Below are 26,069 nucleotides of genomic sequence, written 5' to 3'. Positions count from 1 at the left end.
TACTATAAAACGCAAGAGAAAAAGTAAATAAACAACCATTAAAGTAATTAAATGGAAATAAATCACGTGAATAAGTTCACAAATTCGCTATTTTTTGTTGTAACAATGTAATACTTCTGTAACATAACGACTTTTTGACAAAATTCTGCGTTGCATATTGGACATTTTTTTACAGTAGTTTAAAAGGTAGCAAGGCAAAAAAACCTTTATACAGTAAGGGTTCATGTGAATGTATGAATAAAAAGTTATACTTATATACAGAAAATGGGAAACTTTTAACGGTATTGTAACATAACTCCCCTCTTTTTTATGGTATAACTATGTCTATGAGGAAAGGGGACTATTACTTTATGAAAATTTTAAAGCGTATGACTCTTGTAGCAGTCACGGGAATGTTCTTCACGGCAGGCATAACAGAGACTCACGCCCAATCGAATGAAGAAGCGCTCCAAAGTACTGAACAACAGCTTAAAGAAAGCGAAAAGGCTGTTCAACAAAAAGAAAAAGAGAAACAGTCAATCGATACGGACGTAAAAGCATTACAAAGTGAACTAGATTCTTTACATAAAGTTATTTCTGATAATGAGAAAGAATTAGCTTCTACAGAAAAGAAAATTAAAGAAGCGAAAAGCATGATCGAGAAAAAGAAAGAAGAGATTGTAGAGCTTCAAGAAAAAGTTCTTAGTCGTAAAGACATTATTGAAGAGCGTTTAGTTGCATTGCAACATGATGATAAATCGAATGCTATGCTTGAAATGGTAATGAATGCTGAAAGCTTTGGTGACTTAGTTGCACGTATGGGTGCAGCAACAACGCTTCTATCAGCAGACAATGATATTTTAAAGCAGCACCAACAAGACTTAGATCAAATTGAAAAAGATAAAAAAGAAATTGATAAGCAAGAAAAAGTATTAGAAGAAGAAGAAGCTAATTTAAAAGCAAAAAAAGCTGAATTAGAATCAAATATCTCAAAACAAACAGCTGCTCTAACAAAGATGCAAGAAAAGTACAGCGCAGTTGTAAGTGATATTGAAACAGCTTCATCTGAAAAAGCAAGCCTACAGTCACAATTAGCAACAATTCAAGATAAAATTTCTGCAGAGCAAAAAGCTGCTAAAGAGCAAGCTGAAAAAGTAGCTAAAGAAAAAGAAGTAGCAGCTCAAGCTGAAAAAGAAGAAAATCAGCGCCAAACAGACCTAGCAACGGCTAAAGCTGAAGTGAAGCAAGAAAAGAAAGTTGAAAGCACAAAGCCAGTTTCTAAAACAGAATCAAAACCAGCATCAAAGCCAGCTTCTGAATCTAAACCGGATAAAGTAAGCGGAAAAGAAATGTATGTTCAATCAACAGCATACACGGCAAGCTGCGCAGGTTGTAGCGGTAAAACAGCAACAGGTATTGATTTAAAAGCTAACCCTCACTTAAAAGTAATCGCAGTTGATCCATCAGTCATTCCTTTAGGTTCTAAAGTGTATGTAGAAGGATACGGAGTTGCGGTTGCTGGTGATACAGGTGGCGCAATCAAAGGTTATAAAATTGACGTATTCGTACCAAGCAAATCTGCAGCGATGTCATGGGGACGCCGCACAGTAAAAGTAACGGTACTGAACTAACAAAAAGCATGGGACTCTTCCCATGCTTTTTTATTACCCCATTTTAAAAGAAACAAACTGTTAGATATATAAGTTACTAGAGGCTTTAAATTATTAGGGGAAAGAACAGTCCTCATCAAAAGCTTCCTGATAAAAAAGCCTCGTGATTGAAATGAAAGATACGACACTTCAGCAGGATTAGCGAGACACCGCAGTTTACGAGGAGGCTCAGCGCTCGCCCTGCGGAAAGGTGGCAATTTGTAAGGGGAATTACGCCAAGTAAAGAGTGATTTTAAAATCATAAGAAGCAAGAAATGTGTTCATTAAAAGTATGCCAAGTAGCGAGAGTCTTTATTACCTTCAAATAAATTATTGCTGTTAAAAGATAAATTAAGCAAAAAAGTCTCTTTGCAATAGCAAAAAAATCTGTTTTCCCTCTTAATAAGCTAGCTGAGTATATTCTTATAGTGTAAAATACAATCGTTTACAACTTTATAAAGGGGAGAATGCTAAACACCTACATTTTTAATAAGTAATTGAATTTTCTAATTACTTTAACGAAGGGATTTTAGTTAACAAATGGTTAACTTACTCTAAGCTCCTTCCGTCACTAACAAACGTTTCTCTTCTTTTAGTGAAGGTCTTCTTCCTATACAAATTTAATCAAAAGGCAAAAATGTATCATTTTTGCCTTTTATTTTTACCATTGAGTAAATGGCCAATCCTTCATATAATTTAACTAAGTTAATTGTATCCGCTTACATAAAGCTTTCAAAAAGGCAAAAAAGAATTATGTAACGTTTACATCAAACTCAAATTTTGTAAGAAAAAGAAAATGAGTTTATTCAGAGGGGGATTACGATGAAGCGTTGGTTTGGTCTTATCAGCTGTACACTTATTTTCACGCTGATCTTAGCAGGATGTGGAGGGAAATCAGCAGACGAAGCAAGTGGGAGCGGAAGCAATGGAAAAGAGGTAGTTGCTTGGGCATGGAATATTAACGTTCCTGTTTTAGAAAAAGCAGCTGAAGAATATCAAAAAGAAAACCCAGACTTTAAATTGAAAGTTGTAGATATGGGACGTGAAGACGTTTACTCAAAACTAACAACAGGTTTACAAGCAGGGGGTAAAGGCCTTCCAGATATCGTGTTAGTGGAAGATGATCGCTTCCAAGGGTACGTTAATTCATTTCCAAAAGCATTCTTAAATCTATCAGAAAAAGGCTTTGATGAGCACGCTGATAAATTCCCAGAATTTAAAAAGCAGCTTCTTTCTAAAGACGGTGAAATGTATGGCTTCCCGTTTGATGCTGGCCCAACAGGTGTCTTCTATCGAACAGATTTCTTTGAACAAGCAGGTGTAGACCCAGCTACAATTGAAACGTGGGATGACTACATTGCTGCTGGTAAAAAGATTAAAGAAAAAGTAGGCGTTGACTTACTTGGTCTTGATTTAAACAATGATGACGGATTATTCCGTATGACATTAACACAACAAGGTACATTCTACTTTGATGACAAAGGTGAACTTAACTTAACATCTAAAGAGTCTCAACAAGCAATGGAACTAAACAAAAAGCTAAAAGATGCTGGCGTTGTTCGTAACACAGTTGGTTGGGATGCTTCAATCAGTGCATTAGCAGAAGGAAAAGTAGCATCTTCTCCATCAGGTGCATGGTTATATGGGTCAATTGAGCAACAAGCACCAGATTTAAAAGGGAAATGGGGCGTATTCTTACTTCCATCATTTGAAAAAGGCGGAAATCGTGCTTCAAACCTAGGTGGTAGTAACTATGTTGTAACAGCAAACAGTAAAAAAGCTGATGAAGCTTACAAATTTATGGAGTACTTCTCAACAACAGATTCAGTTCAAGAAGCAGCAATGGAAGGTGGATTATTCCCTTCATTAAACACTGTATATGATTCAGAGTTATTCACTCAGCCTGATGAGTACTTCAGCAACCAAACAATTTGGAAAACGTTCGCAGATGAAATGCAGGACATCAAACCAGTTAACTTTACTGGAAACTATTCTGTTGCAAATGACGAAGCTGTAAAAGCTGTATCAGAAGTAACGAATGGAAAAGACATCAAAAAGTCATTAGAAGCAGCTGAAAAGCGTTTGGAAAATCGCATTAAGTAAGCATTTACTATAAAAATAGAACGTTAAGCAAGCGTTGAGTTGAATCCCCTGCTATTTGAAGCAGGGGATTCAACTCAAAGTCTCATGCTTGCGGTGTAAAACGGAGGTCATCATGAAAACAAATAAATCATTGCCATATGTCTTTATTGCACCTGCCTTGATCTTGTTTGCATTATTTACGATTTATCCAATCTTTTCTTCGTTTATGTTAAGCTTTCAAACAATGGATGCAGGTGAATATTCGTTTACAGGTCTTTCGAACTATACGCGCCTACTTGAAGATGATATCTTCTGGACAGCGCTTGGTAATACGGGAATCATTTTAATTATTCAAGTTCCAGTAATGATTCTTCTTGCATTAGTGTTAGCAAATGCATTAAACAGCCAGCTACTGAAGCTAAGAGGACTTTTCCGCGTATCCTTCTTCTTGCCAGCGGTTACGTCTTTAGTTGCCTATTCAATCTTATTTTCCATCATTCTTCAAGATGAAGGAATCATGAACACATTACTTGGGTTCATCGGTATAGATCCAATACAATGGCTAGGAGATCCTTTCTGGGCGAAAGTATCAATTATCGTGGCGATGACTTGGCGCTGGACAGGCTACAATATGGTTATTTTCTTAGCTGCATTACAAAGTTTGTCTCACGAAGTTTATGAAGCTGCGGATTTAGATGGAGCTAATCGCTTCCAAAAGTTTTTCCATGTGACGGTTCCACAGCTTAAACCAGTTATCTTATTTGCAACCATTTTATCAACAATTGGAACGCTACAATTATTCGATGAGCCTTTTAACTTAACTAAAGGTGGTCCAGCTGACTCAACGATGACGCTTGGTTTATACATTTATCAAAATGGCTTCGAATATTTTGATTTTGGTTATGCATCAGCAGTTGCATATGTTGTTGTATTACTAGTGGGTGTATTAACATTCTTCCAATTTAAATTTACGGGTGATAAATAATGAGTGTAGTAGAGAGAGTACAGACGACAACTGTTAACACAAAGCCAAATGTAAATAAAAAGAGAAAAAGTGGATTGCTGCGAAAAATTGGTTTATATTTTTTATTAGGTATCTTCACCGTCATTTCTATCTTTCCGTTTTATTGGATGTTTATCGGTGCTACAAATGAATCAGGCAAGATGTTTACCAACCCGCCAACGCTAACACCTGGCGATCAGTTTATGACAAACTTTCAAAATTTAAATGCATCCATTGACTTAGGACGCGTATTCTTTAATTCAATGTTTGTATCTATTGTATATGTTATTGTGGCATTAATGGTTTGTTCGACAGCAGCTTATGCATTATCTAAGTTTGAATTTAAAGGGAGAAATCTTATTTTCACGACGTTTTTACTGTCGATGATGATTCCTTATCAAGCAACATTAATTCCGCTGTTTCAAATGATGTCTAACTTCAACTTATTGGATACGTATTTCGCGTTAATCGCACCGCAGCTTTGCTATCCATTTGCTATTTTCTTGCTTCGACAAAATTTCTTGGCTTTTCCAACGGAATTAATTGAAGCTGCGAGACTTGATGGAGCTGGAGAGTTTAGAATTTTCTTAACGATTGTTCTGCCTTCTATGAAACCAGCGATGGCAGCAGCTGCAATCTTCCTGTTTATGACGCAGTGGAATAACTTCATGTGGCCTCTTGTTGCAACTACATCAAATGAAATGGCAACATTGCCTGTTGCGTTATCTAGCTTAATTGGCTTATCGTTTATTGACTACGGGCAAGTGATGATGGGCGTTACGATTGCGACGATTCCAATCATTATTTTCTTCCTTGCACTGCAGCGTCACTTTATCTCAGGTATGTTAGGAAGTGCTGTAAAATAAGAAACAAAAAAGCTCCGGTTATTGGATCTTTTTTCCTGGAAATGATTACGTTTTCAATGTATGCTAGAAGCAAATCAAAAACAAAGGGGAGAAAAGATATGACAAGGATTCCAGTAGCAGTGCAGCTTTATACGCTGCGCGATGAGCTAGAAAAAGATTTTAAGGGTACGATTGAAAAAGTAGCAGAATTAGGCTACGAAGGCGTTGAGTTTGCGGGTTACGGAGGATATTCAGCACAAGAAGTAAGGGAGCTTTTGGAACAAGTAGGCTTACAAGTGGCTGCTAGTCATATCTCATTAGAACAGCTTGAAGAGAACCTTGAAGAAGTTATTTCGTTTGAGAAAGAGCTTGGTAATACAGCGATTGTTTGTCCGTATTTAGCTCCAGAACGACAAACTGAAGAAGGCTATAAGCAATTAATCAGCGTACTAAATCACGCAGAGCGTCGCTGCGCCGAAGAAGGTATTAGGCTTTATTACCACCACCATGACTTTGAATTAAAGGAGCTACCAAATGGCAAGTCAGCTCTTGAAACGATTTTAGATGAAACAAATGTAGGCGTCGAGTTTGATGTGTATTGGCTTACAAAAGCAGGGGGGAATCCTGTTGAATGGATGAAGAAATATCAAAATCGTGCTCGTTTAATTCATCTAAAAGATATGACAACCGATGACAAGCAGCTATTTGCGCCGCTTGGAACTGGCGGAGTGAATTTAACTGCCATTTTAAGTCAAGGAGACAATATGGATGTGAAGTGGTGGATCATTGAGCAAGATCAATGTGAAGGCCCTGCGTTAGATAGCGTTAAACAAAGCTTAGGTTATTATCTACAACATGCATAATAAAAAACACATCTGCGACAGCCGTTTAATTAACGAGTTGTTGCAGATGTGTTTTTTTATTTAAGGGGTCCATTCAATCTCACCACATTGGTTATTATAGTCAATTTCAACGTGAAAGTCGTGTTTTTCATAAAAATGAACCAATCGATTAACATGGTCCCAATCGCGCTTTGCGATATCACCTTTGATGGTGTGTACGTTTTGGTCACGAGCTACTTCTTTTAAATAGTTCATGCAGATAGAACCATAACCTTTGTTAGCAGGTCCTTTAATATCGCCAATATGAATGGTATGGTCGTCTTCATATACGCCATGAATAGCAAAATCCCAAACGCCTTTATACGCTTTATGACAATTGTTAATCATAATTTTGCATTCATTTCCGTCATTTTGTGCCGATACAATAACTAACTCATTTTCTTCAGGTTGATCAACACCAATGACCTCGTATTTTTTAGCAATTTCTTTCAAATTATCCTGCATTCGATATAACTGAAATTCTAATTCATCTAATGTTTCCTGTAACTCTTCCGCATCTTTGGGTTCTGATGGAGCAAATGCACTTAACACTGATGTAATCTCCTTTCGTCTAATTTTATATTTTAGGAATAATGAAAAATGATAGTAGTGGAAAAAGCGTAGTAGTTATAGATTAAATAATTAGTCATACAAATAAGAATTGAGGTGCTCTTCTTATCATCTATGACTAGGATATATTATTCGTATTATAAAATAAACAACGTTAATTACCGTAACAAATGAAACAATTATTGTCAACGATAACCCTTTATTTTAATCGATTAAATAGGTTGTGTGCAATTATAAAATGAGGTATATTCTCTAGAGTAATAGTTTGGAAATTGACAGGTCTTTATAACTAACAAAAGGTAAAAAAGTATAGTTTAACGTTAATACTTTTAAATGTGGCTGAATGAAAAAATAAAAAAGGTGTTGTCTAAAATGGAAAAATATCAGGTAGCTTTGCTAATGAATATACGCAAGCAGTTGCAGGAATGGTTTGAAAAAAGTCAACCCGTGCAGTATCAAGATGTAAAACGGTTCTTGCATTCGGTGGCAGGTACATCTCAAACCATTGGACTTGAATACTTAGGAAAAGTATCAACAGAGCTTTTGGATCATATTTCTGAACATCCACAGTCAACTTGGCATACAAAAGAACTACAGAGTCTGCTAATCGATATTATAAAAATTTGCTATAAAGATGAGATTGTAGAAGTTGAGCAACTTATGGTTAACGATAAGCGATCTCAAACATCAGCTAGTATTTTATTAATTGATGATGATTTATCAATTTTAATTTACTTGAAAGAGCAATTTGAACAGCAAGGATGGCACGTATTTGTGGCGTCAAATAAAGAAAAAGCAGTTGCTGCTTTTTATGAATTAAAGCCAGATTGCCTTATTTTAGATGTATACATGCAGGAGGAAGATGGATTTGAGCTACTTTCTTTCTTTAATGAGCAGGCGAGGCAACGTTTCATTCCAACAATTATGATTAGTGCAGATAACAGGAAAGAAACAAGAATTAAAGCATTTCAAATGGGAGCAGATGATTTCCTAGCGAAGCCTCTTGATATAGAAGAATGTGTGGTGAAGATTGGGCGTCATTTAGAGCGCCGCAAGCTGTTTACTGAATACTTATTGGTAGATGAATTAACAGGTGCTTATAACCGCAAGTATTTAACTGAAGTATATAAGCAGCAACAAACGAATTATGTTCGGAATAAAGAGACTTATTGTATAGCTATGATTGACTTAGATTACTTCAAAAAAATAAATGATACATATGGTCATTTAATGGGAGATGAAGTACTGCAAAGATTTGTGAAGCATGTAAAGTCACATATCCGAACAACCGATCAGCTGTTTCGCTACGGTGGTGAAGAATTTGTATTATGTCTTCCAAGAACGAGTGCTGAAGAGGCACTAACAACGCTGAATCGTATTTTAAGTAGCTTTGGAAAAGAATCTTTCCATATTAATAATCAGACTTTCTTTGTCACATTTTCAGCTGGGGTAGCTGAAGTGAGTAGTGAAAGTACTCTGGAAAACATATTAAATCAAGCTGACCGCGCACTTTATACAGCAAAGGAAAAAGGGCGTAACCAAGTAGTAGTGTCATGTCATCATCAGCAAATGAAGCTCAAAAAGTTTAATTTAGCCATTATTGATGATGATCCAATTATTCGTACGATGTTAACAGAATTACTGGGACGAATTGATCTTGGTACTCGATATGAGGTGCAAGTTCATACGTATAAAGATGGTTTAGAGTTTATGAACTCAACTATCCTAGATGAAAATACTCATTGCTTTGTTATTTTAGACGGAATGATGCCGAAAATGGATGGGCTAGAAGTGCTTCAACGATTAAGAAAAGAAAAAAGACATGATCAATTTACAGTTGTGATGTTAACCTCTAGAAACAGTGAAAATGATATCCAAAGGGCCTTGCAGCTAGGAGCAGATGATTATATGACAAAGCCATTTAAGTTAATGGAGTTAGAAGAGAGAATGCGCTTGTTAATGAAGAGAGTAAAATAATATGGAATTTATACAGATTCAGTGGGTGTTCTATTTATTTTTAGTTTTATTTGCTTTGCTAATTGGTTTCTTCTTGTATTTAGTGATAAAAAAAGCGCGTGTGAATTGTAAAAGAGAAGAAGTAGAAAACTATAAAGAAAGTATTCAAGAATCATTTATTCAATATATGTATCTACAAGATGAAAATTTGAAAATAACCCCCAAGAATGATGTACAGAGGACGGCCGTAGAAGAGCTGCTTTTAGCACTTGTTAAAGTTGTGAATGGAGAAGAAATTTTGCACTTTATTCAGCGATATGCTGAAAGAGAACTCAGCGCTTTGTATCGCAAGCAGTTGCGACATCGCCGTTGGAGCGTTCGAATGAATACGTTGTATGCAATTGAAGGACTACACATGGTCAATCTCTTGGATGATGTACGAAAGGTAATGGAAAAAAAGCAAATAACAGTGGCAGAGGAAAGTCAAATCTTAAAAATATTAGTTCGGTTTCATGACCCTCACTATGAACAGTATTTGTTCAATGAGCATTATAAACGTTCTGAGTTTACGTATCGTTCCTTATTAAGCATGATGAATGATGAGCAATTTGAAAAATTTATTGTTCGATTTAATGAACATATGGAAGAAGTACAGCTGGCAACTATTGATATTATTGGTATTAATCGCAATCTTGAACAACTTCCTTTTCTAGAGAAGCAGCTTCATTCTACTTCTGATGAAACTCGCATTCGCTCGTTAAAAGCATTAAATGAACTTTCTTACGTTTCAGATACATCTCGCCTGCTTCGGCATATAAAATCAGATTTATGGGAAGAGCGAATGATGGCAGCGAAGCTATTAAGTAAAGCGCAAGGAGAAGAAGCCATTATGTGGTTAGAGGTGCTATTAAATGACCGTCATTTTCTGGTTCGATCCAACGCAGCTCGATCAATTACGCAGCTTCCGAATGGATATGAGCGACTGCGCAGAATTTCAAATACAACCACAGACCTCTTTGCGCGTGACATGGCAAATGAATGGTTAGAAAAAGGCGGTGAACTAGATGCTCAATAGCATATGGCATTATTTATTATATTTTTTTGGTACGGCTGTATTTATCTATATGGGAGTTGTAATGCTTTTTTATTTTATTATGTTTTTAATTTCAGCGGTTCAGCTTCGAAGACAGTATCAGTTAAATGATGAAGAGCCGTATGAAGATTTACTTAACGTCAGCTACACGACACCGCTGTCTATTTTGGTTCCTGCATATAATGAAGAAAAAGGAATCATTGGGAGCGTTCGTTCATTACTAAGTATTGAATATCCAGAATACGAAGTAATCGTTATCAATGATGGCTCATCGGATGCTACAATGCAGCAATTAATTAAAGAATTTCAGCTAAAAAAAGTCAACCGAGTCATTCGACAACAGCTACAAACGAAAGAGATAAACGCACTTTATCAGTCAGAGCTTTATGAATATTTGTATGTGGTTGATAAAGAAAATGGTGGGAAATCAGACGCTTTAAATGCTGGGATTAACATTTCCCACTATCCGTATTTCTGTTCAATTGATGGGGACTCTGTACTAGAACGCGATGCATTCTTGAAAGTAATGAAGCCTATTATTGATTCAAATGGAGATGTTATTGCTTCTGGGGGAAGCGTGCGAATTGCTAACGGCTGCCAAATTGAAAACGGAGCGGTTGTATCAGTAGGCCTGGCACGTGAACCAATTGTTGTGATGCAGGTCATTGAATATTTACGAGCATTTTTAATGGGGAGAATTGGACTGAGTCGGCATAATTTACTGCTGATTGTTTCAGGGGCATTCGGCGTATTTTCAAAACGCTGGGTAATTGAAGCAGGAGGATATTCTAAAACGGTTGGTGAAGATATGGAGCTTGTTGTGCGCCTTCATCGCCTTTTAAAAGACCGCAAAGAAAAGAAGCAAATTGTGTATATTGCCGATCCTGTTTGTTGGACAGAAGCACCGGATGAAATGAAGTATTTAAGCAGACAGCGTAACCGCTGGCATCGTGGTCTTTTTGATAGTCTTTGGAAACATAAAAAGGTGATGTTTAACCCTAAGTATGGAAGCATTGGGATGGTATCGATGCCTTATTTCTTTTTCATCGAATTATTAGGTCCTTTGATGGAATTATTTGGTTACTTATTTATTGTAATTTCCCTCATTGTAGGAGGAATTTACTTAGAATTTGCGTATTTGCTGTTTATGATGATGGTCATTTATGGCTCCCTGTATTCAATGGCTGCGGTCCTATTAGAAGAGTGGAGCTTGAGAAAGTTTCCAAAAGTGCAGGATATTTTCGTTTTATTTTTCTTTTCGCTAACAGAATCTTTTTGGTACCGACCATTAACAGTAATTTGGCGCTGTCACGGGTTCATTGATGTTTTACGTAAGAAAACAGGTTGGGGTGACATGCAAAGAAAGGGTGTGTCGCAATGAGGAAATGGCTGTGGACAGCAGGGATTACAGCGATTGTACTGCTAGCTGTTTCTCCATTTATTGCATGGGCATTAAAAGGAAAAACGGACTTTAACGTATTAATTATTGATAAAACAGTACCTGACTCAACGTACAGAGAGCACCAAGGACTTGTGTGGATGTTAAATCAGTCAAAGTTAGTCAAAGACGGGCAAGCTTATGATGCAAAGGAAGACTATGTAGGGTTTGTTCCAGGTGATAACGACAAGTATACAATTCGCTCTCTACCAAAGCAAAATGACTATGACATGATCTACCTAGCAGATGGATATGGAGTATATGAAGAGGATTTGAATGGCGGCGTAAAAGAAGGTAACCGCTCCAAGCTTTTATACGGAGGAGTAACATCAGAGGATATTGCCTTTATCCGTACGTCTTTATACGATCACCACTCAACTCTTGTAGGAGAATTTAATTCTTTTGCGAGCCCAACACCAAAAGAGGTGCGAACAGAACTTTATGACCTTTATAACGTCACTTGGACAGGATGGATTGGACGCTATTTCGAAGACTTTAGCAGTAGTGAAGTTCCAAATTGGGCTAAACTAGCGTACCGAGAGCAGTTTGGAGAAGAATGGGCTCTTACAGGTAAAGGATTATTATTTGTAAATGAACAAAATGAACTAATTGTGATTACGGAAAAAGAATTAAAAGATAATCCAGTTTGGTTTCAGTATACCAAGAGCGGGCAGAAAGAACTTGGACTAAATGATGAAGCAGCATATCAGTACTGGTTCGACGTTATCCAAGCACAAGATGAAAGTGAAATTCAGGCAACGTATACGCTGAACTTGAAAGATTCAGCTAAACAAAAACTCTCAGAGCACAATATTCCAACAACGATTCCAGCGGTAACGTATCATAAGACAAGTAAGTATAATACGTATTATTTTGCAGGAGACTTCGCAGATGAAGGAGAAATACCTGCTGTTCATCAAGCATCTTTTTATCCAACATGGAAAAAATGGATTACATCTTTACGAAAAGATGATTCGACCGCTTTTTATTGGAATATCTATATTCCGTTAATGAAAGAGGTTGTCACTCAAAGTAAAGAAACAAAAGATCAAAAGCTTCCGATTGAGATTTATAGCGGCAAAAACTATCAATCTACTGGAAAAGCAGGAGACGATTACCTGCAAGTTTATAAAGATGGAAAATGGCAGGATATTCTAGTAAAGGGTGTTAATATGGGGATTGCGAACCCTGGACATTTTCCTGGTGAGACGGCTATTACAAAAGCAGAGTACATGAGATGGTTTAAACAAATAGGTGAAATGAATGCCAACGCTATTCGGGTATATACGATTCATCCCCCGGGTTTTTATGAAGCATTAGCTGAATACAATCAGCAAGCGAAAGATCCTCTTTATATTTTTCATGGTGTATGGATTAATGAAGAAGTATTTTATGAGTCACAAGACGCTTTTTCAAAAGAAAATACCGATGAGTTTGTAGATGAAATCAAGCGCGTAGTTGATTTAGTTCACGGTAACGCAACACTACCAAAGCGTGCAGGGCATGCAAGCGGTACGTATAAAGCAGATGTTTCGCCATACGTACTTGGATGGATGATTGGAGTTGAGTGGGACCCGGATGTTGCACTATCAACCAATGAGAAGCATCAGGGCATGAAGGATTTTAAAGGTAAATATATTTATACACAAGGAGCACAGCCTTTTGAGGTATGGCTTGCTGAAATGATGGAACAAACAATTGATTACGAACAGGAAAATTACAACTGGCAAAGGCCGATGAGCTTTACAAATTGGGTGACGACGGATTTACTGACGCATCCTTCTGAGCCTTCAGAAGACGAAGATAAAATAACGGTTAATCCAAATCTAATTCATGCGACGGATCAATTTGAGCCCGGGTTATTTGCTTCGTATCATATTTACCCTTATTATCCGGATTTTTTAAACTATGAATCTCGTTATGTGAATTATGTAGATCACCGTGGCAACAAAAATAATTATGCTGGTTATTTGCAGCATATGAAAGAAGTTCACGACATGCCGCTCCTTGTTGCTGAGTTTGGCATTCCGGCTTCCCGAGGATTAACGCACCGCAATCGATATGGATGGAATCAAGGGTTTCATTCAGAACAAGAACAAGGAGAAATGCTAACGCACTTGTTTGAAGACATCGTCGAAGAAAAAATGGCTGGAGGACTTGTTTTCACATGGCAAGATGAGTGGTTTAAGCGAACGTGGAATACAATGGACTATGACAATCCTGACCGCAGACCGTTTTGGAATAATATGCAAACTAATGAACAGCATTTTGGTTTACTAAGCTTTGAACCGGGACGAGAGCAAAAAGTAATTATTGACGGAAAAGAGGATGATTGGAAGAAAGCAACAACAGAAAGCAGTTCCTCTTCTTCATTAAAGAACTTCCAAGTAACGAGTGATGAAGGATATTTATACGTAAAAGGGAAGTCAGACAATCTTAAAGATGAAAGTTTATATGTGCTTTTCAACACAATTAAAGATCAAGGTCAGTCGAACATAAAGCAGCTACCAGGCTTAAAAACACAAGGCATTGATTTTGTCGCTGAACTTAATGGAAAAGAAAACAGTCATCTTTGGATTGATAGCTACTATGATACGTTTTATTTTTCTTATGCACATAAGCTGCAGATGATTCCAACTGTACCGTATGCCAATCAAAAAGATAACGGGGTGTTCCATCCAATTCGATTAACGCTTAATAAAGAGCTTCAAATTAAGAATGGCAGCGGAAAGGAAGAAATAATTCCGTTTGAATCATATGAAACAGGAAAGCTCAGGTTTGGTACTACAGATCCAGAAGATAAGAATTTTGATAGTTTAACAGACTATTATTTGAATCAAAAAACGGGCGTGTTTGAGCTTCGTATTCCATGGGCGTTATTAAATATGAAAGACCCTAGCTCTAGAGAAGCAATGGGAGATGTATGGAAAAAAGGTGAGCTATCAGAAAGTGTAACTTTGGATGGAATTGACCTAGCTGTTGTAGCAGTTGACCGTAAAACAAAAGCCATAAAGGATACAATTCCAGCTATGAAAGAAAACCGTTTAGAACCTAAAGACTTTTATCACTATACGTGGAAAACGTGGCAGGAGCCAACGCATCACGAGAGGTTGAAATCGTCTTATTATATTTTACAAGATACCTTTAAAAACCAGCGTTTAGGAGGAGAATAATGGCGAAAATTTTACTGGCTGAAGATGAAGCAGTGCTTCGTATGCTAATTGTAGATACGCTAGAAGACGAAGGGCATGAAGTAGTAGAAGCACAGGATGGTCAAGAAGCTGTTGAATATGCACAAAGAGAAGACTTTGATCTACTTATTGTGGATTATATGATGCCGGTGTTTACCGGTTTGGAGGTCATTCAAAAGCTAAAAGCAATCAACAGTGAGAAGTATAAAAACATTCTCGTATTGTCAGCCAAAAGTCAGCTCGCTGACCAGTATAGGGTCATTGACGCAGGAGCGGCGCATTTTATGTCAAAGCCGTTTAGTCCACTAGCTTTAGCGGAAAAGGTTGAGGATATTTTAAATGAAAACTAAATTAAAAGTGGGAAGAAAGAACATTTCTTCCCAGTTTATTTTATTGATAGTAGTGTTTTTCGTTATGTTTACAATCGGCTCTGTCATGCTAATTAACGATCAAAAAAATATTGCTGAAACGTTCGATGAAAAACGTCAAGAGTTAATGAAAAAAGAAAAGCTTGTTATTGCGATTAAAACGGATTTAAATAGTGCTTTTCTACAAGCACGAGGCTACATTGCGTTTGGTGAGCAAGACATGTATCAGCAAGCAATAAGTCGAAAAGAACCTTTACAGCAACATATTGATGAGTTATTCCTTTCAGCTGATGAAAAAGATCAAGTCATGATTCGTAACCTTGATTATTTTGTGAATAGTTATTTTACAGAGACGATGCCAAAGTTTAAAGACGTGTATGACAAACAGGGTATAGAGGGAATTAAAAAGAATCAAGATCGTAAAGAAGCGACAGCAGGTATTGAAAAAGTTCAAGAAGATTTAAATGAATACCAACAGCAGCTCTCCGATGAAATAAATATTGCCTATATGGTTGCTTCTAAAGATATAAATCAAAGCCAGTGGTTCTTTATTGGGCTATTGGGATTTAGCTTATTAGTGCTCATTGTATTAACAAGGATTCTATTAAAACAAGTTGGAAAGCCTCTTAACGAGCTTGCTTATGTGGCTAGCGAAATTGCCAATGGTAAAGATTTATCTTATGAGCTAGATGAAAAGCGTGAGGATGAAATTGGCGTACTATCCAAAGCTTTTTATAAAATGGTGGTGAGCTTGCAGGCGAACGAACAGGAATTACTCGCTCAGAATGAAGAACTGACTGCGCAACAAGACGAGTTGCATAGCCAGCAAGATGAACTCCAAAATGCGTTAGATAAAATGAAAGAACGAGAGCACGAATTAGAAGCGCGCAACAATTTCATAGATGAATTAACAAATTCCTTGAAAAAACAAGAGGTTCTAGATAACATTGTAAAAAATATGCGGAATGTAATGAAAGTTGACCACGGATTTATTGCCCTTTTAACCGAACAAGGGCATGCCTCAATTGGCTTATCAGAGCATGCTATGGCACAAGCATTAACTTATATAAATAGTTATGTAGCAATTCTTAAGGAAGAGCATCAGCCTGTTGTCATTAAGCGACAATGCGAACAGTCAGAGCAGCTTCATCATGAAAAGGAGCTCTATGTATATGATGTTGTTGTACCAGTTGTTTCATCAACAGGTGAACTGATTGCTTGTATGTGCTATAGCCGATATGCGAACGATTTTTCAGAAAACGATTTAGATACATTCTCGGCTTTAAGTAAACAAGTAGCGCTTACGCTAGAGAAGATTAATATTTACGAAGAGTCTGAGCATGATCGTTTATTATCTCAGGATGTACTCAATTCCATTAAGGAAGGTATTCAGCTTGTGGATGCATCAGGTAAGGTTTTACAAGTGAATACAAATATTTGTGAAATCTTTGGGTCTCAGCATTCAAAAACAGTTCTTAATTCACCATTGGATGAATGGACGAAGCAGATTAGTGAGCGAGTGGATAATAGCGAAGAACTGCTAGCATTCATTAATGACACAATTGATATGTCTAAAAACCGTCAGTCAACTGTCATGTATCGAGTAAATATTGCAGGCTCAAATCGTGTAATTCAGGTGTACAGTGAATACGTTTATCGTAACCGTCAGCGCTTTGGTGTTTTATTTGTTCACCGAGATATTACCAAAGAGTTTGAAGTAGACCAAATGAAGTCTGAGTTTGTTAGTACAGTAAGTCATGAACTTCGAACACCGTTAGCGAGTGTATTAGGCTTTACAGAACTTATGTTAAACAAAACGCTTCGACCGGAAAGGCAAACGAAATATTTAAATACCATCTATCAAGAAGCTCAACGCTTAACAGCTTTAATTAATGATTTTCTTGATGTGCAAAAAATGGAATCTGGAACGCAAACGTATCATAAAAATTATGTGGATTTAGTTCCGATTTTAAAGCAAGTCGTAAACGTTCAGCAGATAAATGCGGGAAAGCATACATTTGATATCATAACAAGTAGTGAAAATCTTGTTGTTTTCGGTGATGAGGATAAGCTCATACAGCTATTTAACAACTTAATTCACAATGCTGTTAAGTATTCACCAGATGGTGGGAATGTACAAATAAAAGTACTTGCAGAGCATGATAAAGTGTATATTGCTATTAAAGATGAAGGAATTGGAATTCCAGAAGAAGCAATAAATAAGCTGTTTACAAAGTTTTATCGCGTTGATAATTCGGATATGAGAAAAATTGGTGGAACAGGATTAGGGCTTTCTATTGTAAAAGAAATCGTTAAATCGCATCAAGGTGAAATTAAAGTTGATTCAGAGTGGAAAAAAGGGAGCACATTCACGATTAGTTTGCCTTTAATGACAACTCATTCCGTTGAACAACTCGACCAAGAAAAAGAAGAAGGTAAGCGTAGCATCATCATTATTGAAGATGATAAAAGTCTAGCAAGTCTGCTGCAGGTAGAGCTAAAAGAAAGCGGTTTTTACGTTCGACATTTCGATCGAGGCGAAGCTGCAATAGAAGCGATACAAGCTAATCCGCCAGAAGCTATTGTATTAGATATTATGCTACACGAGCATGAGATGAACGGGTGGGATATTTTAAAGACGCTGAAAGACGATCCAAATACTGAGCATATTCCAATTTTTATTTCGTCAGCTCTCGATGAAAAAAATAAAGGTATGGAATTTGGAGCATATGCTTATTTAGTGAAACCGTATCAACCTAGCAAATTAACGAATACGATTTTACAAATGATTGTAGAAAAAAATGAAGGGAACGGGGAAATTTTAGTTCCACGATCAGACACAGAATAGCATAAAATAAAATGCTAGAGAAAGATGTGAAAAAAGAGTGGTGAAAGCCATTCTTTCTTTTAAAAAAACTTGAAAACGCTATCATAATGTGGTTTTATTAAACTATAGGCATAACAATGATGACCTTTGAACAACTTTTTCACCTCCTTATTTGATATAAGGAGGCTTTTTTTATAAATTAGTCATAACTGGTCGATAGTATATAAAAGGGGGACTTATATGGATATTGCTCATATTATCGCGGAAGAAAAAATCAAGCAAGCGATTAACGATGGTGATTTCGATAATTTACCAGGAGCAGGAAAGCCGCTGCAGCTAGAAGACTTGAGTCATATTCCAGAAGAGCTGCGTCAAGCATATCGGATGATGAAAAATGCTGGTATGGTTTCAGATGAGAAGCAACTGAAAAAGGAAGTCCTTACGCTTGAACAGCTGGCAGCTGTTTGTAGCGGTGATGAAAAAGCTGAAGTAGAACAAAAGCTAACAGAAAAAAAAGTAATGCTACAGCAAATCATGAAGCAAAAAGGCATGATGTCTTCTCCTTCTTATCGTCAATATCAACAAAAGATTCATGCGAAATTTTTTGACTAACAAACGAGAGACAGCTAATATAGGGATACAATCTTTTAGAGAAATAATATGGTAAAGGCATGATCGGAGGCTAGCAGCTTGAGAATATTCATTTTGCTTCTTAGCATTATATTATTAGTAGCTTTTTGCTGGTATATCTTCTCGTCCCAAACAAAGCGGGCAAGTTCGTCGGGAGAAATACCTGTTTTGTTTATACATGGATATTTAGGAAGTCAAAATAGCTTAGGAACGATGATAAAACGATTTGAAGAAAACAACTGGGGACAAAAATCAGCATATTGTATCGTGAGAAGTGATGGAACAGTACAGTGGAAACAAAAAGGAAAGTTAGCGGGACAGTTACCTATGGTACACGTTGTCTTTAAAAAGGCAGATGCAAGTCTTGAAGAGCAGACGAAATGGGTTGGGCGTATTATCGATGACCTAAAGAAAATGTATCATATTTCCTCTGTTGATTTATTAGGTCATAGTATGGGTGGTTTAACCGCTACAGCCGTTAGCTTAGAAAGACCTAAAGATGTTCATAAGCTTGTAACACTTGGTTCCCCATTAAAAGGCTTAGACTATGGTGAACTAATGGAAATGTATCCACGTGCAAAGAATTATCAGGCGTCTGAAGGAGCTCGTGATTTAGTTTTTCATTCCGCTGCATTAAGAGACATGCATGCTAGGAAAGAAGATTTTGCACAACATATTGATATATTTTCCGGAGCTGGAGATATTGGCGATGGTACGGATGGCGTTGTAACGATTGAAAGTGCATATGGACTTGACTCATTTACCGAACATATTCATTTTCAGACATTCCATGAGTCGCACTCAAATTTACATGAGAGCAAAGAAGTCGATGAAGCCGTTTATCAATTTTTAAAGAGAGATTAAAAGCATGTATATGACGACATATGCATGTTTTTTTGTTTATCTGAAAAAGTATAGTTGACATTGATAATCATTATCATATAAACTGATGATAATTATCAATTACTGATTGAAAATAATAAGCTTTTTGAACATAAGACAAACTTAAAGAGACTCAGTTGAAATGTATAAATAGAAAAGGAGAAAAATCAATGGATAAACATTTAGTGGTAATAAAGGCATTTAGTCATGAAGTAAGCTGTTGTTGTCCTGGAGAAAGTCATCAACACGTCATTACCTTCCACCAAGGAGATGTATGGACGCTTACAGATGAACGGAAATATATTGATTCGTTAGGCTGGCATTCGTTGATGGATGTCAATCGAGAGTTTCAATGTTTCATAAGTACTGAAGAGCTTCAAGATTTATATCTGAGCGGAGTCATCTGTTCAATATTAGATGTAGATCTTCAAATGAATCATTTGAACTTTAAGATTAACGAAGCACTTGATACACAAAACCGAGAATTATTCCATTCGATGGTTAGCAAGCGATTTAACTTACAAAAGATAAGAGATAAAGTGGATGCAATTTATGCACAAATTGTTTAAATGTAAGTAAGAGGAGTAAAGAAATGGCGAAAATTCTAATTGGATATGCAAGTATGTCGGGTAACACAGAAGAGATAGCAGTTCTTCTGAAAAATAAAGTTCAGAGTGCAGGACATGAGGTACATATGGAAGAGCTTGAATTATTAGATGTACAAAACCTATCAGCGTACGATGGTATTCTACTTGGAGCTTATACGTGGGGTAACGGAGATTTACCTTATGAAGCAGAAGATTTTTATGACGATTTAGATGAAATGAATCTAACTGGTAAAAAGGCAGCTGCTTTTGGTTCAGGGGATCGCGTTTATCCAGAGTTCTGTGCGGCGGTAGACCTACTTGAAGAAAGATTGAAAAAGTGTGGAGCGGATATTGTTCAAGCCGGTTTAAAAGTTGAAATGGCTCCTGAGACGGAAGAAGATATTCTAGCATGTGAAGCATTTGCTGTTACCTTTTTAAATGAACTAAATATTAGCCCTTATTAACAAAAGAGGCTGGAGCATAAGTAATTTAGTCAATGATAAACCTAAACGATTGAGAGTTCATCGCTTTTAATCATTTAGGTTTTTTGTTGATTGTGAAAACAAGGTGGAATGGAGCGTAGGACACTCGACTCCTGCGGGAAAGAGAGGGAAACCTGAGATCCCGCAGCCCAGCGAGGAAGCTCACGTTCCTCCCCGCGGAAAGCGAGTGGCTGTAGCGCAATGGAACGAACGTGTTCAGATAACGTAAAGAGGTGAGAAAAGGGATTGTTCGTCTTTTTGAAAATTTGTTTTGTTATGTCCCACTCTCTTTTGGTTTAATTGAATGAATAAAAATGGAGAAATCTTAGGTTTTAAAGAGATACACAGTGGAATAGTAGTGGTAACAATTCGTATGATAAAGGAGATGGAACCGTGTTTGGAATGGATGATATCCCTAAATTTTTGTTTTCGTTTTTACTCATTGTCCCAATTGTATCTCTTATTCATCAGTTAGGCCATTCGTTTATGGCTCTATTATTTGGAGGAGAGGTAAACTTTACAATTGGAAAAGGAAGAACGATCTTTCAATGGAAGAAGATTAAATTAAAATCCATTTATTTTTTAGATTCTGTTTGCGTTTATGAAAAATTACGATACGATAATCGTTTTTCTCATGCATGCGTATATGCGGGGGGAGCGTTGGCTAATTTAGCATCTATCTTTATTGTGAATAGTTTGATTGAATCTAGTTTTTTTACGGCAAACCTATTTTTTTATCAGTTTGTTTATTTTTCAGTTTACTATACGGTGTTTTCTTTATTACCCGTTAGGTTTTCAGAGAATGCTTCAAGTGACGGCCAAGCTATCTTTGATGTACTTCGCTATGGAAAAGCATCATGTAATCCTGATTGACGTAAACTTTTTATCTGAATGTCCCTCAAACTTTATTTATAATAAAGTTAAAAAGGGAGTGAGAGTATGCTGTACTTAATTCGTCACGGACAAACTGAATGGAATAAAAAGAGCCTTATTCAAGGGCAGCGCAATATAGGACTTGATGAGCAAGGTATGAAGCAAGCTCAGCAAGTTGCACAATTTTTGAAGAATGAAGGAATTGAAAAATTATATTCAAGCGATTTAACGCGAGCATACGATACGGCTGCAGCAATTGCAGCTGCATCGGGCATTAATGACATTGAAACATGCGAAAGGCTGAGAGAGCGCTCTTTTGGTCAGCTGGAAGGAAAGCCGGTTGCTTCATTAAGAGACTTAGTGCCCAATTATGATACGAACTGGGGAAGCGAAGCTTTATACAATATGGAATCACTAGAAGTCATTCAAGATCGACTCTTAAAACGACTAACAGAAATTATGAAAGAATCAAAAGGGAGAAAGGTAGTCGTTGTCAGCCACGGAGCCATCATCAATACCTTTATCCACTACGTAACAAACGGAGAGCACGGCACAGGAAAAACGGCCCTGCAAAACACGAGCATCACAACCTTTATCTATGAGGACCAAAAGTGGAAGCTTCAAACCTTAAACAACCACAGTCATCTTATTTAAAGAATCTTATGGCTATTTAGATGAATACTAAAAGAGGGTGGGAAATAAGTAATTCAGCCAATGATAAACCTGAACGGTTGAGAGTTCAGGTTTTTTCGTTGATTGTGAAAACAATGTTGGAAACAGGGTGGAATGGAGCGTAGGGCACTCGACTCCTGCGGGAAAGAGAGAAAAACTGAGATCCCGCAGCGCAGCGAGGAAGCTCAGGTTCCTCCCCGCGGAAAGCGAGTGGCCGTAGCGCAATGTAACGAACTTGTACTTGGTTTATAAAAGTTTAATTTACTTTTTATGGTATTATGAATAAGAGGTTAGGTTTTAATTGTGAAAAAGGGAGAGGGAGTAATGATACAATCACTGATTTTTGATATGGATGGAACGTTGTTTCAAACGGATAAAATTTTAGAGATATCACTTGATGATACCTTTAATCATTTACGTTTACTAAATGAATGGGATGCTGAGACGCCTATTGATAAATATCGTAACATTATGGGGGTACCTTTGCCGAAAGTATGGGAAGCTTTATTACCTAATCATTCGAATGAAATAAGAATGCAAGCCGATGCTTATTTTTTGAATAGATTAATTGAGAATATCCAAAAGGGCAAAGGTGCTCTATATCCTAATGTAAAAGAGATTTTTAGTTATTTAAAAGAGAATGGTTGTTCCATTTACATAGCTAGTAATGGCTTAAAGGATTATTTAGAAGCCATTGTAAGTTATTATCGTTTGGATAATTGGATTACTGAAACATTTAGTATTGAACAAATAGAAACCTTAGACAAAAGTGATTTAGTAAAAAAAATTATAAAAAAATACGATATAAAACAAGCGGCAGTAGTCGGAGATCGTCTGTCCGATATCAACGCTGCCAAAAATAATCATTTGATTGCAGTAGGATGTAATTTCGATTTTGCACAAGAGCATGAACTAGCTCAGGCTGATATCGTAATAGATGATTTAATTGAACTGAAAACAATTGTACCTAAAATAAATAATAGCTTATTTATCTAATTATCCTAAAAAGTTAGGTTTTAAATAAAGTTAGGTTTTAAATGATGAAACAGATTGGCTGGTTTAAGTCTGGTAGTGTACCAAGCTTAAATCAGCCAATTTGTCTTTTACTCGCATATAATTAATAAAATGCTAGTGTTTTAGAATGCTTCGTGCGACAAATCTATGTGTAAAGAGTTAATGATAAGTGGCAATGATGCAAAGCAAAGAGTATTTTTAAATTGCATACAGAGTGTAACCTCATCAAAGGTTTTCCCTATAAAAAGCCCGTGATTGGAATGGAAGATGCGACACTCCAGCAGGACTAGCGAGTCAGTTGAGACCCCGCAGTTTACGAAGAGGCTCAACGCTCGCCCTGCGGAAAGGGAGCAATCTGAAATGGAAATCATGCTAAGTAAAGAATGGTTTCTAAATTACACTAAGCGGAGAGCCCATTCTTAATAACTAAATAAGAACTACTAGTCACCATAGAAATTTATATATATGCAATTGATTTTTATAAAAATACATAGTAGAATAAAACAGAAATATTATTCTATCAAAGCTTTATCAGAAGTTTTAAAAAGAAAAAAAGCATAAAAATAAAAATAATCTATTTTATATACAAACCCTGTAGAGTCGTAGTCTATGATGGAGTCATCATTCCTAAAACACTCATTTACATCGGCATGCACATCATTTATCATAAAGACATCAAATGTTTTTAGAATATTTTTAATAATTTGTTAGAAAACAGGAGGATTACTATGTCAAACGATTGGAATCATCTATTTAACAGAATGCCTGAACTTTTAGCACCTACTATGGCAAAAGATCATCCAAATCTACCCGTTATAAAAGAAGAAGGGTGCTACTACTATGGATTAGACGGCAAACAATACCTAGACTTTACATCTGGAATTGCAACAACGAATGTTGGACATCGTCATCCAAAAGTTGTGCAAGCTATTAAAGACGGAGCTGATCAGCTACTTCATGGGCCTTCTGGCGTTATTATGTACGAGTCTATCTTAAGATTAGCTGACGAACTAGGAAAAGTTACGCCTGGTAACCTGGACTGTTTCTTCTTTGGAAACAGCGGTACGGAAGCAATTGAAGGAGCCTTAAAGCTTGCTCGTCACGTAACAAAACGACCTTACGTCGTGTCATTCTTAGGCTGTTTTCATGGACGCTCAATGGGAGCGCTAAGCGTCACAACTTCAAAAAGTAAATACCGTCAGTTTCAGCAGCCTTCTGGCTTAACCTATCAAATTCCATATGCAAACCCAAAAGAATGTCCAGAGAATGTTGATGTGGATGCTTATTTTGAAGACAAGCTTGAAAAAGACTTTAATACCCTGTTCAAACATCAAGTAACGCCAGAAGAAGTAGCAGCTGTTATTTTAGAGCCTGTTCTTGGTGAAGGTGGATATATCATTCCACCAAAAAGCTGGATGAAAAAGCTTCGTGAAATCTGTGACCGTCATGGCATTTTACTCATTTTTGATGAGGTGCAAACAGGTTTTGGACGTACTGGAGAATGGTTTGCTGCACAGACATTTGACGTCGTGCCAGATATTATGGCTATTGCAAAAGGCATCGCTTCAGGCATTCCGTTAAGTGCTACTGTGGCTTCACAAGAGCTTATGAAAAAATGGCCTCTTGGCACGCATAGCACTACGTTTGGCGGTAATCCAATTGGCTGTTCGGCTGCGCTTGCTACACTTGAAGTGCTTCAAGAAGAAAATCTTCTCGAAAATGCAAAAGAAATGGGTGCTTATGCGCTCAAACAATTGGAGCTGTTAAAAGAAAAGCATTCGCTAATTGGAGACATCCGTGGAGTGGGACTTATGATCGGAATTGAGATTGTACATCCTGAAACAGGTGAACCCAATGGGGATGCACTATTTGAAATTCTAGACTTAGCTCTTGAACAAGGCGTTCTCTTCTATTTCTGTGGCAATGCAAGCGAAGTGATTCGTATGGTTCCACCTTTATCCGTAACGAAAGAGCAGATTGATGAAGGTCTTGCTATGCTAGATCAGGCTATTCATTTATATGAGCAAAAAGTTGCTATTAATGTATAGAGTTCAGTCCTTACTATACCTGAACGATTGAGAGTTTCTCACTTTTAATCGTTCAGGTTTTTTGGTTGATTGTGAAAACAATGTTGGAAACAGGGTGGAATGGAGCGTAGGACACTCGACTCCTGCGGGAAAGAGAGGGAAAACGGAGATCCCGCAGCGCAGCGAGGAAGCTCAGGTTCCTCCCCGCGGAAAGCGAGTGGCCGTAGCGCAATGGAACGAACGTGTTGAGACAAACCAAAGAGATGGGAACAGCTAGTTTTCGTCTTTTAGAAGCAATCATTTTGTTATGTCCCAAACTCTTGTTGGTCTAGTTATGATAGCGGTATCATATTGTTAGAAAGAAAAATCTTTTCAGAAAAGTCATTGACATTCCTTTGCTCAGCGTGTAACATAGGATTTAAGTTATCAACAATATTCTACAATATTCGACAAACTTCTTATCCAGAGAGGTGGAGGGACTGGCCCTGTGAAACCTCGGCAACGGACATTTGAACCGTGCCAACTCCAACAAGCAGTGCTTGATAGATAAGAAGAGAGCTGGTTCTTACTTACGTGATCCCAACCTCTTCTTACAGTCATTAAGACACTGTAAGTGGAGGTTTTATTATTTTATAACTACATACTGTACGTTTTCTTATCTAGAGAGGTAGAGGGACTTGGCCCTATGACACCTCAGCAACAGGCTGATTGCACTGTGCTAATTCCAGCAAGCGCTTAGCAGCTTGAACGATAAGAAGCAGGTTCTTTAGATAAGAGGCTGGGACAAAACCCTCCTCTGAGATGAAAAAAGCCGTGAAATTTTACGATGAGTAAAATTTCACGGCTTTGTTTTATTTTTTCCATAAAAATAAGGACCACTTCTGATAAAATATAGTCACCACAACAAATTCAACCAGAAAGAAGGGTCCTTATGTTTAAAGATTATAACATGAATCAATTAATTTTACCTTTAGAATTAGAAATGAAATTACAAGAAAACGATATCGCCTTTTCTATCCA

The 26,069-nt window shown here is 37.1% G+C and carries 20 protein-coding genes and 2 riboswitches; of the genes, 19 read left to right on the top strand and 1 reads right to left on the bottom strand.

Annotation, left to right across the window (positions count from 1 at the left end; genetic code table 11):
- Positions 1-350 precede the first annotated feature (350 nt).
- From A2U94_RS22090 to A2U94_RS08125, 5 genes are all read left to right on the top strand, one after another.
- On the top strand, positions 351-1,610 hold the full coding sequence (locus A2U94_RS22090) for a 3D domain-containing protein (protein ID WP_025910387.1): 1,260 nt from the start codon (positions 351-353) through the stop codon (positions 1,608-1,610).
- 840 nt (positions 1,611-2,450) lie between these two features.
- Positions 2,451-3,731, top strand: coding sequence for an ABC transporter substrate-binding protein (locus A2U94_RS08140; protein ID WP_025910388.1), 1,281 nt, complete (start codon positions 2,451-2,453; stop codon positions 3,729-3,731).
- A gap of 112 nt (positions 3,732-3,843) precedes the next feature.
- Positions 3,844-4,695: a carbohydrate ABC transporter permease gene (locus A2U94_RS08135; protein ID WP_025910389.1), complete on the top strand. Its 852-nt coding sequence runs from the start codon at positions 3,844-3,846 to the stop codon at positions 4,693-4,695.
- 77 nt (positions 4,696-4,772) lie between these two features.
- Positions 4,773-5,579 carry a carbohydrate ABC transporter permease gene (locus A2U94_RS08130; RefSeq protein ID WP_025910390.1) on the top strand — a complete coding sequence of 269 codons (807 nt, stop codon included), beginning with the start codon at positions 4,773-4,775 and terminating at the stop codon, positions 5,577-5,579.
- Positions 5,580-5,677: 98 nt separating this feature from the next.
- A complete protein-coding gene (locus A2U94_RS08125) occupies positions 5,678-6,421 on the top strand; it encodes a sugar phosphate isomerase/epimerase family protein (RefSeq protein WP_025910391.1) in 744 nt (247 codons plus the stop codon).
- 60 nt (positions 6,422-6,481) lie between these two features.
- Here A2U94_RS08125 and A2U94_RS08120 read toward each other — a convergent pair whose 3' ends face one another.
- On the bottom strand, positions 6,482-6,991 hold the full coding sequence (locus A2U94_RS08120) for a GNAT family protein (RefSeq protein WP_025910392.1): 510 nt from the start codon (positions 6,989-6,991) through the stop codon (positions 6,482-6,484).
- Positions 6,992-7,381: 390 nt separating this feature from the next.
- Here A2U94_RS08120 and A2U94_RS08115 point away from each other — a divergent pair, with 390 nt between their 5' ends.
- From A2U94_RS08115 to A2U94_RS08050, 14 genes are all read left to right on the top strand, one after another.
- Positions 7,382-8,986 carry a diguanylate cyclase gene (locus tag A2U94_RS08115; protein WP_025910393.1) on the top strand — a complete coding sequence of 535 codons (1,605 nt, stop codon included), beginning with the start codon at positions 7,382-7,384 and terminating at the stop codon, positions 8,984-8,986.
- A 1-nt stretch (position 8,987) separates the two neighbouring features.
- Positions 8,988-10,040, top strand: coding sequence for a HEAT repeat domain-containing protein (locus A2U94_RS08110; RefSeq protein WP_025910394.1), 1,053 nt, complete (start codon positions 8,988-8,990; stop codon positions 10,038-10,040).
- Complete coding sequence (locus A2U94_RS08105; RefSeq protein ID WP_025910395.1) at positions 10,030-11,439, top strand: glycosyltransferase family 2 protein; 1,410 nt, start codon at positions 10,030-10,032, stop codon at positions 11,437-11,439. Before A2U94_RS08110 ends, A2U94_RS08105 begins: the two co-directional genes overlap by 11 nt.
- Positions 11,436-14,669, top strand: coding sequence for a hypothetical protein (locus tag A2U94_RS08100; RefSeq protein ID WP_025910396.1), 3,234 nt, complete (start codon positions 11,436-11,438; stop codon positions 14,667-14,669). The genes A2U94_RS08105 and A2U94_RS08100 overlap by 4 nt, the downstream gene beginning before the upstream one ends.
- Positions 14,669-15,037 carry a response regulator transcription factor gene (locus A2U94_RS08095; RefSeq protein WP_025910397.1) on the top strand — a complete coding sequence of 123 codons (369 nt, stop codon included), beginning with the start codon at positions 14,669-14,671 and terminating at the stop codon, positions 15,035-15,037. The genes A2U94_RS08100 and A2U94_RS08095 overlap by 1 nt, the downstream gene beginning before the upstream one ends.
- Positions 15,027-17,903, top strand: a complete 2,877-nt coding sequence (locus A2U94_RS08090) for an ATP-binding protein (RefSeq protein WP_025910398.1) — start codon at positions 15,027-15,029, stop codon at positions 17,901-17,903. Before A2U94_RS08095 ends, A2U94_RS08090 begins: the two co-directional genes overlap by 11 nt.
- 219 nt (positions 17,904-18,122) lie before the next feature.
- Positions 18,123-18,494 carry a DnaJ family domain-containing protein gene (locus A2U94_RS08085; protein WP_025910399.1) on the top strand — a complete coding sequence of 124 codons (372 nt, stop codon included), beginning with the start codon at positions 18,123-18,125 and terminating at the stop codon, positions 18,492-18,494.
- Between the two features lie 78 nt (positions 18,495-18,572).
- Positions 18,573-19,376, top strand: coding sequence for an alpha/beta fold hydrolase (locus A2U94_RS08080; protein ID WP_025910401.1), 804 nt, complete (start codon positions 18,573-18,575; stop codon positions 19,374-19,376).
- Positions 19,377-19,564: 188 nt separating this feature from the next.
- On the top strand, positions 19,565-19,963 hold the full coding sequence (locus A2U94_RS08075) for a hypothetical protein (protein ID WP_025910402.1): 399 nt from the start codon (positions 19,565-19,567) through the stop codon (positions 19,961-19,963).
- Between the two features lie 23 nt (positions 19,964-19,986).
- Positions 19,987-20,445, top strand: coding sequence for a flavodoxin (locus A2U94_RS08070; protein WP_025910403.1), 459 nt, complete (start codon positions 19,987-19,989; stop codon positions 20,443-20,445).
- A gap of 411 nt (positions 20,446-20,856) precedes the next feature.
- On the top strand, positions 20,857-21,336 hold the full coding sequence (locus A2U94_RS08065) for a hypothetical protein (RefSeq protein ID WP_025910404.1): 480 nt from the start codon (positions 20,857-20,859) through the stop codon (positions 21,334-21,336).
- Between the two features lie 66 nt (positions 21,337-21,402).
- On the top strand, positions 21,403-21,990 hold the full coding sequence (locus A2U94_RS08060) for a histidine phosphatase family protein (RefSeq protein WP_025910405.1): 588 nt from the start codon (positions 21,403-21,405) through the stop codon (positions 21,988-21,990).
- 342 nt (positions 21,991-22,332) lie between these two features.
- Positions 22,333-23,004: an HAD hydrolase-like protein gene (locus A2U94_RS08055; protein WP_025910407.1), complete on the top strand. Its 672-nt coding sequence runs from the start codon at positions 22,333-22,335 to the stop codon at positions 23,002-23,004.
- Positions 23,005-23,750: 746 nt separating this feature from the next.
- The gene (locus tag A2U94_RS08050) at positions 23,751-25,070 is read left to right on the top strand and encodes an aspartate aminotransferase family protein (RefSeq protein ID WP_025910408.1); all 1,320 of its coding nucleotides are present in this window, start codon (positions 23,751-23,753) and stop codon (positions 25,068-25,070) included.
- A gap of 434 nt (positions 25,071-25,504) precedes the next feature.
- Positions 25,505-25,602, top strand: a riboswitch (SAM riboswitch).
- Positions 25,603-25,701: 99 nt separating this feature from the next.
- A riboswitch (SAM riboswitch) is annotated at positions 25,702-25,806 on the top strand.
- Positions 25,807-26,069: the final 263 nt, after the last annotated feature.

Origin of the sequence: Bacillus sp. VT 712 (assembly GCF_001614195.1) — a bacterium.
Classification (GTDB): domain Bacteria; phylum Bacillota; class Bacilli; order Bacillales; family Bacillaceae_H; genus Priestia; species Priestia flexa.
Note: the sequence above shows the minus strand (reverse complement) of the source record. Positions and strands in the feature narration are given on the sequence as shown.

Excerpts from the sequence above, each read along its gene's own strand:
- A2U94_RS22090 (WP_025910387.1), top strand. The coding sequence starts at position 351 with ATGAAAATTTTAAAGCGTATGACTCTTGTAGCAGTCACGGGAATGTTC.
- A2U94_RS08140 (WP_025910388.1), top strand. The coding sequence starts at position 2,451 with ATGAAGCGTTGGTTTGGTCTTATCAGCTGTACACTTATTTTCACGCTG.
- A2U94_RS08135 (WP_025910389.1), top strand. The coding sequence starts at position 3,844 with ATGAAAACAAATAAATCATTGCCATATGTCTTTATTGCACCTGCCTTG.
- A2U94_RS08125 (WP_025910391.1), top strand. The coding sequence starts at position 5,678 with ATGACAAGGATTCCAGTAGCAGTGCAGCTTTATACGCTGCGCGATGAG.
- A2U94_RS08115 (WP_025910393.1), top strand. The coding sequence starts at position 7,382 with ATGGAAAAATATCAGGTAGCTTTGCTAATGAATATACGCAAGCAGTTG.
- A2U94_RS08110 (WP_025910394.1), top strand. The coding sequence starts at position 8,988 with ATGGAATTTATACAGATTCAGTGGGTGTTCTATTTATTTTTAGTTTTA.
- A2U94_RS08105 (WP_025910395.1), top strand. The coding sequence starts at position 10,030 with ATGCTCAATAGCATATGGCATTATTTATTATATTTTTTTGGTACGGCT.
- A2U94_RS08100 (WP_025910396.1), top strand. The coding sequence starts at position 11,436 with ATGAGGAAATGGCTGTGGACAGCAGGGATTACAGCGATTGTACTGCTA.
- A2U94_RS08095 (WP_025910397.1), top strand. The coding sequence starts at position 14,669 with ATGGCGAAAATTTTACTGGCTGAAGATGAAGCAGTGCTTCGTATGCTA.
- A2U94_RS08090 (WP_025910398.1), top strand. The coding sequence starts at position 15,027 with ATGAAAACTAAATTAAAAGTGGGAAGAAAGAACATTTCTTCCCAGTTT.
- A2U94_RS08085 (WP_025910399.1), top strand. The coding sequence starts at position 18,123 with ATGGATATTGCTCATATTATCGCGGAAGAAAAAATCAAGCAAGCGATT.
- A2U94_RS08075 (WP_025910402.1), top strand. The coding sequence starts at position 19,565 with ATGGATAAACATTTAGTGGTAATAAAGGCATTTAGTCATGAAGTAAGC.
- A2U94_RS08070 (WP_025910403.1), top strand. The coding sequence starts at position 19,987 with ATGGCGAAAATTCTAATTGGATATGCAAGTATGTCGGGTAACACAGAA.
- A2U94_RS08060 (WP_025910405.1), top strand. The coding sequence starts at position 21,403 with ATGCTGTACTTAATTCGTCACGGACAAACTGAATGGAATAAAAAGAGC.
- A2U94_RS08055 (WP_025910407.1), top strand. The coding sequence starts at position 22,333 with ATGATACAATCACTGATTTTTGATATGGATGGAACGTTGTTTCAAACG.
- A2U94_RS08050 (WP_025910408.1), top strand. The coding sequence starts at position 23,751 with ATGTCAAACGATTGGAATCATCTATTTAACAGAATGCCTGAACTTTTA.